Raw genomic sequence first — 12,666 nt, forward strand, 5'->3', positions numbered from 1 at the left:
CTCCCCTCCGGTCGAATTACTTCTTCACGCAGGCATGGGTCTTCGAATCCCATTTCATATCAGCCATTTTTTTGCATTCGGCCTTTGTGGTGGGCGGTGCCGCATCAGCCGCGAATGCAGGAGCCACGTTCAAGAGCAGGATGCTAGCGGCGATGGCGGTAGCCAGTGTCTTCGTCATGACGTTTCCTCCTAAAGGGGAGAGAACGCTAGCACTCGCTCTTTACGGGAGCTTGTTCTTTGACTTACGCATTCGTAAGGTCGGCCACCTCGCTCAATCGCTGATCCAATCCGCACATTTCATCGGCGGCGTTGCCTCGCCCCACGGACTGATCGGCACGCTCGATGTGGAATTCTCCGGACTGCCCTCGATCATTTTGTCTGTGTAGACGAGATAGACCAGTACGTTGCGCTTGGCATCGCATCCGCGCACGATCTGCATGCGCTTGAAGATCAGCGACCGGCGCTGGCTGAAAGCCTCGTCGCCCTGCGAGAGCTTCCTCTTAAACTTGATCGGTCCAACCTGGCGGCAGGAGAGCGAGGCGTTGGAAAGCTCTTCGGACAACCCAAGCCAGCCGACCCACCCCCCTTTTTCCGGAACAGTGAAGTAGCAAGCGACACCTTCGACGTCAGGATCGTCGATGGCGTAGGTGCCGAGCTTATGATCGGGAGAAAGGAACTTCCAAACGGTCGTCTTTCTGAAGATGAGATCTGGATCGTCAGCGAGGGCCGCCGCCGGCGCCCACACCACGAGTCCGAGCGACAATACTGCGTTTCGTAGTCTCATCTTCTGCTCCCATTCAGCACTGGCCGGAGATGGGCCGCGCGCACCGGGATTACTAGAGCCTCAGCGCTTTCGATTGAAGCGCGGCATAGGCGCAGAGGTGATGCACTCTTGCTTGTGGATGCGCGGGTGCGGGCCAGCGCGCGAAGGCGCGAATAGCGGTAGCCTTCTGCCGTGGTCACATACGGCGGAGGGGGGAACACGATGCCCGACACGCGCCTGACTGACGACGTTACGTTACGGGTCGATGCCATGCTCGACCGGATCGCGGCGACGCCGATCGGTAGAAATGCCGACGTATTGCAAGCCTCACTCGCTGATTGCGATGCACTCGAACACTCCCAGGGCAGCGCGATGGCGATCTGCAAACTGCGCGATCTGCGCCATTGGCTACGGCTTGCCTATGGCGACGCCCTCCACGCTTACCCGGCGGATCAACTCCGGCGGATCTTGCGGGACGCGATCATGAATCTCGGCGGGACCGCCCGTCGCGAGATCTAACTCCTGAGTCCGCAGGTCTCAGGCCACGAGGCTCTTCGAGGCTTCCATGACCGTCCGCGCGGATGCGCTCGCTGCTTCCGTTGCGGTTGCGATCCTTGCCATGTTCTCGGTGATCACCTGTACACCGTTCGAGGCGGTCAGCATGTTGGCCGAGATTTCCTGCGTCACGGCACTCTGCTCCTCAATCGCTGCCGCGATGCCGTTGGAGATGTCGTTGATCGAGTTGATCACTGTTGTGATCTCCTGGATCGCAGAGACGGCGTTGTTCGTGCCGGCCTGAACCGTTGCGATTTGAGACGCGATCTCGGCGGTCGCCTTCGCCGTCTGGCTCGCCAGCGTTTTCACTTCCGATGCAACGACGGCGAAGCCCTTGCCGGCTTCACCTGCGCGCGCGGCTTCGATTGTCGCGTTGAGCGCGAGCAAATTGGTTTGCGATGCGATCGTGTTGATCAAACTCACCACTTGGCCGATGCGATCGGCAGACGTCGCCAAGCCGCTGACGATGTCATTGGTCTGCTTGCCGAGCGTTACAGCCTGGTTCGTGATCTGTGAGGCTTCGGCGACGCGCCGGCCAATTTCGCGAACGGAAGACACAAGCTCTTCGGCCGCAGAGGCCACGGCTTGCACGTTTGTCGACGTGGCCGCAGACGAGTTGGCGGCACTGGCAATCTGCTGTGTCGTATCGGCGATTGCGTGCGTAACCTTGCCGAGATCGACATCGATGGTCTGCTTCAGCGCGGCCTTCATCCGCACTTGCCCGGTGATGTCGGTGCAGAACTTCACGACCTTGAACGGGCGGCCCGACGCGTCGAAGATCGGGTTGTAGGTCGCCTGCAGCCACATCTCTTTGCCGTCCTTGCGGACGCGGCGATACTCGCCCGCCTGAAACTCGCCACGGCGAAGCGCCTCCCAAAATGCAGCGTAAGCCGGGCTTGCGCGTTCGGTCTCGGATACGAAAATCCGATGGTGGCGCCCCACGATCTCGTCGAGGGTATATCCGACAGCTCCCAGAAAGTTCGCGTTTGCCGCTGTGATCGTCCCGTCCAGATGGAAGTGGATCACCGCGTTGGATTTGCTGATCGCTGCGATCTGGCCTTCATAGTCGGCCGCTTTCAATTTGCGGTCCGTCACGTCGGAGCAAAACTTCACAACTTTGAACGGCTTGCCGCTCGAATCCAGGAGCGGATTGTAGGTGGCCTGGATCCAGATTTCCTTGCCGCTCTTGCCGACGCGCTTGTATTCGCCCGCCTGGAACTCGCCCCTATTGAGCGCTGACCAAAACTTTGCGTAATCCTGGCTTGCCCGCTCTTCCGGAGTGACGAAGAGGCTGTGATGTCGGCCTTGGATCTCGGACAGCGTGTATCCGACTGCGCCGAGAAAGTTCGCGTTGGCGTTAACGATCGTGCCGTCCAAGTTGAACTCGATGACGGCCTGGGATTTATCGAGCGCGTCGAGTTTTGATTGAAGTTCATTTGATTTCTGGCTGAACATCGCGGCCGTCCTTTTTTGCCGTTTTTCCGGCAGTGCCAGCGCATCATCCGCAGCCGTCGCATCCGGAGATTGCGCAAAAGGATGACGTTTCATGGCTAATGAGTAATTAATATCGGCAGAATTTCGCAGCCTCATACGGAATTGTAATAAAATGAGTTGCTGACGTTTCCGTCAAAGAGCCGAAATTACCAACCTGAAATCTCTATATAATATTCATCATATGACAGATTTTTGCCTAAATTCAGAGCACCTGCTTGCCGGTCCGGACTTTACGAGATTTTCCCGCCGCTTATATTTTTGGAACAATTCGCCAAAACAACTTGTGGGAGAACCTTTCTGCCTCAGCCCATTGCGAGGGCTGAGAAAACGCTTTGCACGACCAGCGTATTCCATGGAACCGGCTTTATTTTTTCCGTTTATATTTCATTAGGTATACATCGCTCACGATCCTCAGTGCCGGGACATTGCCCTCATATCCTTGTCTCGGTCATCGAGGAGGAGGTCTCGATTCGTCCCCGCGTCCGGGACCTCCTCTGGTGATGCATTCTCGCCGCAGCTGGACGCAATTAACGATAATTCGATGTCGTCCGAGGTCTGCGGATGGTCCAAACCCGCATGAATCGGGCTTTGGCTTGCTTGCTCGAGCCTTCCGTGACATTCAGTCTCAACGGAAATCCATTGCCGGTTTCCGGAACTCGACTATTTCAGACTGCGTTCGGGATACCTGAGGGGTTCAACGGGGTGTCCTCCACCCGTTACAACGGCGAGACGTCTTCGTGAAAGCACAAGCCCAGGTCGAGGCCGCACCTATGCCAGCGGCGCAAGCAGACGCTGTTGTCAGCACTGTTTGGTATTCCGCTTCCGACAACCGGCGCGACGCGTTTGCGCTCCGCTATCGCGGCTACGCCAATGCAGGACTTATCGAACCGTCTCCGTTCGGGATTTACACCGACGCCTACGACGACTTGCCGACGACCCTTGTCGCCGGTCTGTTCCGCCGCGGTGCGTGCATTGCTACTTTAAGACTCAGCTTTTACACGCCGGGCGTTTCCTCCCCGGCTCTTCCCTGCGAGCGGGTCTATCCGCAGGTTGAGGCCATCAAGGCCAACGCTGGCGGCACCGTCGTGGAACTATCGCGTCTTGCGATCGATCCTGAGCTCGACAACACGCGCTACCGCGCCCGGCTCTATGCGGCTGCGATACGAGCCGGCATCTCGGCTTGCATTGCCATGGATGCCAAGCACCTCCTGGTCGCAACGCAAACCAAGTGGCGGAGCTTCTACGAGCATGTGATGGACTTCAAGGTTACCGGTCCTGCTCAGCTCTATCCGCCCGGCGACGTGCCGGTTCTGCTGCTCGAGCGCGCGCTCGACGACAATCTCAAGCGCCGCGTCTCGAAGAACATGTTCTTCAAGCTCGACGAAGCCGAGCTGAACGATCTCCGGACCCGTCTTCCCGCCCTCATCGAAGGTCGGACAAGCCTGGCGGCTGAATAGCCTCAGGGGGCTTTCCGACTTCTCGTTTTTATTTCACCGCGTTCCGTCGGGAACAGCGGAGGGGCGGCGTTAGGGGCATTCTCTCCTCATCAACTTTGGTGATGGAGAGAACCAATGACCCCGATCAGCACCCTTCTCGCAGCCCGCGCAGCTTTCGCAGCCGCCGTCGCCCTCGGCACCCTGGCCGCATCGACCCAGGCCGGCGCCGTCAGCCTCTCCGTCAAAATGGCCTGCGCCTCGGACTACTACGCCCACTGCAGCCAGCACGCGCCTGATAGCCCCGGCGTTCGCAAGTGCATGCGCGCCGTTGGCCGCAACCTCTCGCAGGGTTGCATCAACGCCCTCGTCGCGGCCGGTGAAGTTTCGAAGTCGGTGGTCGAGAAGCAGGTCGCCGCGAAGTAAGACGCAGGCATTCCCGAAATTCAGCGCCCGGTCCGCCGGGCATGCCTAAGGCCGGGGCGGCTCTCCAACGCTCCGGCCTCCTTGTTGCGGTAAGCTATCGAAGCAATCAGCCGGCCGTGCCGCCTTCGTCGCCCGACGAACACATTGCGGCATGAATACCGCCATGCGACGCGCGATGGGTCTCCTGCATCGGATGACCGGCAATCCAAGCGCGGCCTTCGCTGTCAGCCTCAACGACTGAGATCTGCTCTCCGGGATATACGCTCTTGAGCTGGTCGACGTCGTCGATCGCTACGGCCCAGACGTTGCACTTGCTGGTGAAGCGGATTTCGCCGCGCTTCGAGATCGGCGTCGCGCCAAATCCGATGGTGATGGCATCGCCGTCCGGCCAGAAGGCGATCTCGCCCTTGTTGACGACAATGCGCGCCTCCGGCTCGAGGTCGTGAGAAATCGGGGTGCGGAAATAAACTTCCTTGCCCCATGTCTGAACCGAGCCGCGGATCGGCAAAGCGCTCCAGATACGATCCGCCGTCGGCGTCGCAAGCAAGCGCGCGCGAATCTCCACAGTGCCCGCTCTGATGAGTATGTGCCGCACCACAGCCTCCCGAGTCATTTACTGGCTAGCCAATTTTCTGGGCCACCTTGGACGGCCGACAGGTTTAGGCTGCGATGTATCACCTTCGTCAAGGTGGATCGCAGCGGGCAATGTTTTCAAGCGACCGTCACAGATACCTTCTCACCTGGAGCGACATCCTTCAAGGGGGTTACATCGTCCAGTGCCTTTGCCCAGAGGTTGCAAGGTCTTGGCAAGCGCACCTCTCCAGGCCGTGAGATAGGAGTCGGCCCGAACACAATCAGAATGCGATCATCTTCGACCCAGAAATAGATTTCACCCGGCGTCGCGAGCACGCGCGCGGTCCGATCGCGACCCGTCTCAACCGGCGTTTCGAAATGGATGGATTGGCCCCATCGCTCCGCCGTCGAATAGAGCGGAAGCGCGGCCCAAACTCGATCCGCTGTCGCGGTGTCGAGGAGTTCGGCACGAATCGTAATCCGTCCCGCCTTGATCAACACGCGGCGCGCGGGCGCCGAAACGGAGCGCGCTTTCGCGCTCCGCGGCGGTGTTGGCCGCTTGGGAAGCAGATTGGTCGGCATCGGCTGCCATTGAGCCTCAGAGCCGAGGCGCGATCAAGTTCCGTACCGTATCAGGCCGGCGGACGACCGAAGACGACGACCGCATTGAGGCCGCCGAATGCGAACGAGTTCGACATTGCGTAGTCGACCTTCAGGTTACGTCCAACGTTCGGCACGTAGTCGAGATCGCACTCCGGATCGGCTTCATCGAGACCGATGGTCGGCGGGACCCAGCTCTCCTGCATGGCCTTGATGCAGGCCACGGCTTCGATGCCGCCGCCCGCGCCCAGCGGATGACCGGTCATCGACTTGGTCGACGAGATCGCAAGCTTGGAAGCAGCGTTCTTGAAGACCTCCTTGATGGCCTTCGTCTCGTTGATGTCGTTGTCCTTCGTCGCCGTACCGTGGGCGTTCAGATAGTCGATCGCCGACGGATCGATGCCGGCATCATCGAGCGCCATCCGCATCGCATAAGTCGGACCTTCGACAGTCGGCTTCACCATGTCCTGGCTGTCGGAAGCCATGCCGTAGCCGGCGAGCTCTGCGAGAATGGTCGCGCCGCGGCGCTTCGCGTGCTCGTACTCTTCAAGCACGAGAATACCCGCGCCCTCGCCAAGCACGGTGCCGTTGCGCTTCTTCGCGAACGGGAAGCAGCCCTGGGGCGACAGGACGTGGAGGGCCTGCCAGGCTTTCATCGTGCCATAGTTGATGACCGACTCCGAAGCGCCGGCGATGGCGACGTCGACGAGATCGTTCTGGATGTAGTCCCGCGCAATACCGATGGCGTGCGTCGCTGTCGAGCAAGCGGAGCAGGTCGCGAATGTCGGACCCTTGATGCCGTACTCGATTCCGACATGCGCCGATGCGGACGAGCCGATGATGCGTAGAAGCGTCAACGGGTTGGTCGCGCGCTTGTTGTGAATGAAGAGATCGCGGTATGCGTTTTCGAAGGTCGTCAAACCACCTGCGCCGGACCCGATGATGCAGGCGGAGCGATAGGGGTTGACCAACGGGAACTCGATGCCGGATTGTTGTACAGCCTCTTCGGCCGCTGCCGCCGCGAACCACGAATAGCGGTCCGCATGCATAATGATCTTGTCGCGCTTGTAGTTCTTGAGCCGGACCTTGGGATCGAAATCCTTGATCTGAGCCGCGATGAGGATCTTGAGGTCTTCGAGCGGAAATCCACCGAGTTCGGAGACGCCCGACTTGCCGGCCTGCATGCTGGACCAGAAGTCGGCCACGTTGAGTCCGATCGGCGTAACCACGCCAAGACCCGTGACGACCACACGACGTGTGCCGTTGCCCTTTGTCATCGCTCTCATATCCTAAGATTGGAGACTGCCGTCCAGCCACGTCCGAACACTGGCTGCCCTCTGGGCAACCAGTGCAATTGGCGGGAAAGCACGTCGATCGGGTCCTTACGCCTTTGCAGCGGCGGGCCCAGCGGCCATCAGGCCCTTAACCTTGTCAACGACCGAACCAACGGTCTTGAAGTCGCCTACGTCTTCGTTGGCGTTGTACGGAATCTCGATGCCGAAGGTATCCTCGATGTCGAACACAATCATCGCAAGATCTAGCGACTCGATCTTGAGATCCGTCAAAGCGGTCGAGAGGGAGATATCGTCTCTCGGCTCCTTCATATGCTTCTTAAGAATGTCGATGATTTTGGTTGCGACTTCGTCCATCTCGCTCTCCAAACCCTGCCCAACGCGACTTGCAGGGACCCCGTGTTGCTGAACTTAAGTAATTTGACACTTAAGTAGATCAGGGCCGCAATGATCACAAGCTTGGGCGTCACATATCCTTAAACCGGCCTGAAGTCCAGCCAACGGGGGGGCTTGCCCCCTGCGGCCGTCCGGCTCAAGCCTGCTTATCTCAGATCCCAAAACGCTGCGAAGTTCCGTGGGACACAGCCGTTACCTGCCGCGTTTCTGTGCAGGTCTAGTCGTAATGAGAAAATAAGTGTTGAATGCTATAAGCAGCGTTCGGCTTCACGCTCAAACTACAGATAATGCTTGCCCGGAGGATAGCGAAACCCTCAGGGAGCTCGCGCGACACGCAGACGCGGGTTTCCAGGACCAAGTCCGAAACGGGAGAGCGCGGGAGGACAACGGATGGCTATGACTGGGGTAACTCAGGATTCCAACCGTACGGCGCATGCCTGGATTAAGAGCTATCCCAATGGGGTAGACTGGTCGATGGCGCTCGAACCGGAGCCCTTGTTCCATCTTATCGAGACGGCCGCCGCGAGAAGCCCAAACCGTCCGTGCACCACATTCCTTGGCCGCACGCTGACCTACGGAGAGATCGGCGCACTGGTCGACAAGGCCGCCGCTGGGCTCCAGCAAATCGGCGTCGTCAAAGGAACGAAAGTCGGACTTTTTCTTCCCAACACCCCAACTTTCGTCATCTATTACTTCGCCGTGCTCAAAGCGGGCGGCGTCGTCGTCAACTACAATCCTCTCTATACTTTGGAAGAGCTGACTTTTCAGGTGAAAGACAGCGAGACCGAGCTGATGGTGACGCTCGATCTCAAGGTGCTCTTCGACAAGGTCGAACGCCTCATCGAGCATAAGGTGCTGAAGGGCGCCGTGGTGGCGTCGTTCCCTGCCCTGCTGCCCGCGACCAAAGCCGTTCTCTTCAAGCTGCTCAAGTCGAAGGAGCTGGCCCGCCCGCGCGCCTCATCCGTGCGTGACAAGCTCCGCTTCGAAAGCGATGTGCTGTCCGACGCCAACACGTTCACTCCTGTCGACATCGATCCGACTTCGGATATCGCCGTGCTGCAGTACACGGGCGGAACGACGGGCACTCCTAAAGGGGCCATGCTCTCGCATGCCAACGTCTATCTGAACGTTCTTCAAATTGAGGCCTGGGCGCCTGAGCTCCAGTACGGCAAAGAGCGCGTGCTGGCGGCCCTGCCGTTCTTCCACGTGTTCGCGATGACCGTGGTCATGAACCTCGGCGTGCGCGTGGCCGCTGAGATGATCCTCATGCCGCGCTTCGTACTGAACGATGCACTCGATCTGATTGCCAAACACAAGCCCACGATCATGCCGGGCGTGCCGACGCTCTTCAACGCGATCCTCAATCATCCGCGCATTGCGCAGTATGACCTCAAGAGCCTGAAATTCTGCCTCTCGGGCGGCGCCGCACTCCCCGTCGAGGTCAAGGACGGATTCAGCGCCGCAACGGGTTGCTCTCTCGTCGAGGGCTACGGCCTTTCGGAGGCGTCGCCAGTCGCAACGTGCAATCCCCTCGAGGGCCCGGCCAAGCGGGGCTCGATCGGACTGCCCCTGCCGGGCACAATCGTTTCGCTGCGCGATCTCACGGATCCGACGCGCGAAGTGCCAAGGGGAGAGCGCGGAGAAATTTGCATCGCCGGCCCGCAAGTGATGAAGGGCTATTGGAACCGGCCAGCGGAGACGGCTGCGCAGTTCGCCGGGAACTTCCTGCGGACGGGTGATGTCGGCGTGATGGACGACGATGGCTTCTTCTACATCGTCGATCGCATCAAGGACCTCATCATCTGCTCGGGCTACAACGTCTACCCGCGCCGCATCGAAGAAGCGCTGTACGAACACCCGGCGGTCGAAGAAGCCATTGTCATCGGTATCTCCGACAAATACCGGGGCGAGGCCCCGAAGGCCTTCGTCAAACTTAAATCCGGCCAGACGGCGACACGCGCCGACCTCATGACCCATCTCGAGATCAAGATCTCGAAGCTCGAGATGCCGGCTGATATCGAGTTCCGCGAAATCTTGCCGAAGACCATGATCGGCAAGCTCTCGAAAAAGGAGCTCAAAGCCGAAGAAGTGCAAAAAGCGCGGGCAAAGGCCTGACGTCCATAGCAAGCAACCCATCCTCTCCTTCAAGGACTTCGCGTTGGATCTGACAGATTGGAAGGGTGTTCCGCGTCCGGAACGGATCTCCCTCGATGGCCGCTACGTGCGCCTCGAACCTCTCGACACCGAGCGGCATGGCAAGGACCTGCTGTCTTCCGCACAAGAGCCCGGCGCGGCAGATCGCTTCCGTTATCTATTCGAGCAGGCGCCGGCCGATCTGGCGTCCTTTATGCCTTGGCTCGAAAAAGCGTCTCACTCCAACGATCCATTGTTCTTTGCGGCGATCGACAAGAAGACCGGGCGCGCGGAAGGGCGCCAAGCTCTGATGCGCATCGAGCCAGCTCACGGTGTCATCGAAGTCGGCTCAATCTTGTGGGGACCAGCCATCGCGCGCAGCCGCGTGGCCACAGAGGCGCTTTATCTCTTTGCCAGCCATGTCTTCGATACGCTTGGCTACCGGCGTTTCGAATGGAAGTGCCATAACCTCAATGGGCCATCGAAGCGTGCGGCCCAGCGCTTCGGCTTCACCTTCGAGGGCGTGTTCCGTCAGCACATGGTCGCCAAGGGACAGAACCGGGATACGGCGTGGTTTGCCATCATCGATAGCGACTGGCCACGCCTAAAGGCCGGCTACGCCGCCTGGCTCCGGCCGGAAAACTTCGATGAGCTTGGCCAGCAGCGCGGCAAGCTCACCTTTTGATGCGCGGTTCGATCAGGTCTTGCCGCCGGGCACGATGGAGCCCGTGCCGTGTGATCGCATCGGGCCTCCTTCCATGCCGGGCGGAGGACCTGGCGGACGGCGGCCCGCGCCAGGGGGCGGTCCCGGCGGACGGCCGAAGCCTGCGCGCTCGGGCTCTGCGTTCCGATCCACGCCAATGACGAGAGACGCAACGTAGGCGTCTGCTTCCTCGCGCAAGCTCACGAACGAGATGTGATCCCCATCGGCGCCGGCGATGAAGTCAGTGCTGTTCAGCGTATCGCGCTTGGCCGCCCGCGTGTTGTACGGGGCGATGCTCGTGAAGATGTACTCCGACAGCGCGTCCGGGAAATACATCTGACCGGTGAGCATCGCTTTCTCATCCAGCAGCACCTTGAAATGGATGTGCGTGGTGCGGCCACGATACCAGCCAGGATAGATCGTCTTGAATGCCACCTCGCCCGTGCTGCTGGTGCTCTGCGTGCCGCGCAGGAACTTCTCGCCCTTCGTCGAGATGGATCGATCGTCGCCTTGGCCGTCGTAGCCTGAGTACTGGCCCGTCGCATCGCAGTGCCAGACATCCACCCGCGCCCCGGCAATGGGCTGGCACGTGGCTCCGTCGATGATCTGAAGCGCGAGCTTGAGCGGAACGCCGGGGCGGCCCTCGGTGATGTCCTCGCGCACAAGAGCGGGGTCGAAATAGAACGGCCCTTCCACCATGCGCGGCGTCATACGGCAGACATTGGCCGGCAGGACCGCCTGAGGCGGCGCGGCCGGCTCGGCAGCAGCGGTCTTTTCCGAGGCCATGGCGGCTGCAGATCCGGCAAGCCCTGCCAGTGCGCCTCGCCGCGAAATGCCCGTCTTGTCTGTCATGCCGCTTCCCCGTCCCGTTATGCTGCGCAGCGGACCCAGAGGTCCGCCGCACTTACGGCTTCAACGGACGAGCGCCAGAATTCCGGCGCACCGTGGGGTGTGTCAGGCTGCCGCTCTCACGTGGGCCCGGGTCGCGCTCTCAAGGATGGCGGCAACGCCCATGCCGCCCGCGGTGCAGATCGAGATCAGGCCGCGCCCACCATTCTCGGCGAGGAGCTTCGAGAGATTTGCCAACACGCGTGCGCCGGTTGCAGCGAAGGGATGGCCGAATGCGAGCGAGGAGCCCTTGACGTTGAGCTTGGCGCGATCGATAGAGCCAAGCGGATGGTCCTTGCCGAGTTGCGTGCGGCAGTACTCAGGGTCTTCCCACGCTTTGAGCGTTGCCAGCACTTGGGCCGCGAAGGCTTCGTGGATCTCATAGAAGTCGAAATCCTGAAGCGTGAGATGCGCGCGGTCGAGCATGCGGGACACGGCGATCGTCGGCGCCATGAGCAGTCCGTCGCCGGCCACGAAGTTGTTGGCCGAGCTTTGCGTGTAGGTGAGGAACGACTCGATGGCGAGGCCGTGTTTCGCCGCCCACTCCTCGCTCGCCAGCAGCACACACGCGGCGCCGTCGGTCATCGGCGTGGAATTGGCAGCCGTCAGCGTGCCCTTGTCGGACTTGTCGAACGCTGTCTTCAAGGTCGCGAGCTTGTCGAGGCTGATGTCCTCGCGCAGGTTGTTGTCGCGATAGACACCGGCGCACGGTACGATGAGATTATCCATGTATCCGGATCGATAGGCCTCGCCGCCCTTCTTGTGGCTTTCGAAGGCGAAACGGTCCTGCTCCTGGCGCGTGATCTTCCATTCGCGCGCCATCAGCTCGCAGTGCTGGCCCATGCTGAGGCCCGTGCGGGGCTCCGAGACATCCGGCGGCTGCGGGATGAGCTCGCGCGGACTGAAGCCCTTGAAGACGCGAACCCTCTCCATGGCCGTTTTTTGCTGCGGAAGCTGGACCAAGCGCGTGGCGAACTTCTTTGAGAAGACGATCGGTGCGTCGGACGTTGTGTCCGAGCCGATGGCAATGCCGCAGTCGATCTCGCCGGACGCGATTTTGGCGCCGATGGTGCTCGCGGCCTGGAGGCTCGTGCCACAGGCCTGCTGCATGGTGATGCCCGGCGTCGACGGGGCGAGTGTAGTGCCGAGCACGGCTTCGCGCGCAAGGTTGTAGTCCTTGGAATGCGCGACCACCGCACCGCCGACGACCTCGTCGATATGCACGCCCTTGAGACGATACTTATCGACCAATCCGTTCAGCGCCGATGTCATCAGGTCCAGGTTGGACAGATCGGCATATAACGTGTTCGAACGGCAGAACGGCGTGCGTACGCCGCCCACGATGCCGACCCGCCGCAATGTTTCAGCCATTGAACTCCTCCGGTTCGCTTCTGCTCCCAGCGACCACGG

The 12,666-nt window shown here is 60.4% G+C and carries 14 protein-coding genes; 5 read left to right on the plus strand and 9 right to left on the minus strand.

The genetic code is table 11. From position 1 onward, the window contains the following. Positions 1-16: 16 nt before the first annotated feature. The gene (locus VHO05_RS17885; protein WP_329647969.1) at positions 17-178 is read right to left on the minus strand and encodes a hypothetical protein; all 162 of its coding nucleotides are present in this window, start codon (positions 176-178) and stop codon (positions 17-19) included. Between the two features lie 93 nt (positions 179-271). Next, on the minus strand, positions 272-784 hold the full coding sequence (locus VHO05_RS17890; protein ID WP_329647970.1) for a CreA family protein: 513 nt from the start codon (positions 782-784) through the stop codon (positions 272-274). Between the two features lie 201 nt (positions 785-985). On the opposite strand from VHO05_RS17890, the gene VHO05_RS17895 reads away from it, so the two are divergent. Continuing rightward, on the plus strand, positions 986-1,282 hold the full coding sequence (locus VHO05_RS17895; RefSeq protein ID WP_329647971.1) for a hypothetical protein: 297 nt from the start codon (positions 986-988) through the stop codon (positions 1,280-1,282). A gap of 18 nt (positions 1,283-1,300) precedes the next feature. On the opposite strand, the gene VHO05_RS17900 is transcribed toward VHO05_RS17895, so the two are convergent. Then, positions 1,301-2,773: a PAS domain-containing methyl-accepting chemotaxis protein gene (locus VHO05_RS17900; RefSeq protein ID WP_329647972.1), complete on the minus strand. Its 1,473-nt coding sequence runs from the start codon at positions 2,771-2,773 to the stop codon at positions 1,301-1,303. 776 nt (positions 2,774-3,549) lie between these two features. Here VHO05_RS17900 and VHO05_RS17905 point away from each other — a divergent pair. Continuing rightward, the gene (locus VHO05_RS17905; protein ID WP_329647973.1) at positions 3,550-4,269 is read left to right on the plus strand and encodes an N-acyl amino acid synthase FeeM domain-containing protein; all 720 of its coding nucleotides are present in this window, start codon (positions 3,550-3,552) and stop codon (positions 4,267-4,269) included. Between the two features lie 114 nt (positions 4,270-4,383). Then, a complete protein-coding gene (locus tag VHO05_RS17910; RefSeq protein WP_329647974.1) occupies positions 4,384-4,671 on the plus strand; it encodes a hypothetical protein in 288 nt (95 codons plus the stop codon). A 106-nt stretch (positions 4,672-4,777) separates the two neighbouring features. On the opposite strand, the gene VHO05_RS17915 is transcribed toward VHO05_RS17910, so the two are convergent. The 4 genes from VHO05_RS17915 to VHO05_RS17930 form a co-directional block, all read right to left on the minus strand. Further along, positions 4,778-5,266, minus strand: coding sequence for a cyclophilin-like family protein (locus tag VHO05_RS17915; protein ID WP_329647975.1), 489 nt, complete (start codon positions 5,264-5,266; stop codon positions 4,778-4,780). 116 nt (positions 5,267-5,382) lie between these two features. Then, on the minus strand, positions 5,383-5,826 hold the full coding sequence (locus VHO05_RS17920) for a cyclophilin-like family protein (RefSeq protein ID WP_329647976.1): 444 nt from the start codon (positions 5,824-5,826) through the stop codon (positions 5,383-5,385). A gap of 50 nt (positions 5,827-5,876) precedes the next feature. Continuing rightward, a complete protein-coding gene (locus VHO05_RS17925) occupies positions 5,877-7,121 on the minus strand; it encodes a beta-ketoacyl-[acyl-carrier-protein] synthase family protein (RefSeq protein ID WP_329647977.1) in 1,245 nt (414 codons plus the stop codon). A 105-nt stretch (positions 7,122-7,226) separates the two neighbouring features. Next, complete coding sequence (locus VHO05_RS17930; RefSeq protein WP_295558270.1) at positions 7,227-7,493, minus strand: acyl carrier protein; 267 nt, start codon at positions 7,491-7,493, stop codon at positions 7,227-7,229. A 429-nt stretch (positions 7,494-7,922) separates the two neighbouring features. On the opposite strand from VHO05_RS17930, the gene VHO05_RS17935 reads away from it, so the two are divergent. Next, positions 7,923-9,647 (plus strand): long-chain fatty acid--CoA ligase, encoded by a 1,725-nt coding sequence (locus VHO05_RS17935; RefSeq protein WP_329647978.1) that lies wholly within the window; start codon positions 7,923-7,925, stop codon positions 9,645-9,647. A 43-nt stretch (positions 9,648-9,690) separates the two neighbouring features. After that, entirely contained in the window at positions 9,691-10,350 is a 660-nt protein-coding gene (locus tag VHO05_RS17940) for a GNAT family protein (protein ID WP_329647979.1), read from the plus strand. Between the two features lie 12 nt (positions 10,351-10,362). Here VHO05_RS17940 and VHO05_RS17945 read toward each other — a convergent pair whose 3' ends face one another. Together VHO05_RS17945 and VHO05_RS17950 are read right to left on the minus strand one after the other, a co-directional pair. Then, on the minus strand, positions 10,363-11,220 hold the full coding sequence (locus VHO05_RS17945) for an intradiol ring-cleavage dioxygenase (RefSeq protein WP_329647980.1): 858 nt from the start codon (positions 11,218-11,220) through the stop codon (positions 10,363-10,365). Between the two features lie 102 nt (positions 11,221-11,322). Beyond that, positions 11,323-12,627, minus strand: a complete 1,305-nt coding sequence (locus VHO05_RS17950; RefSeq protein WP_329647981.1) for an acetyl-CoA C-acetyltransferase — start codon at positions 12,625-12,627, stop codon at positions 11,323-11,325. Between the last annotated feature and the right edge of the window lie 39 nt (positions 12,628-12,666).

The sequence above is a fragment of the Hyphomicrobium sp. genome (assembly GCF_036262015.1).
GTDB lineage: Bacteria > Pseudomonadota > Alphaproteobacteria > Rhizobiales > Hyphomicrobiaceae > Hyphomicrobium_C.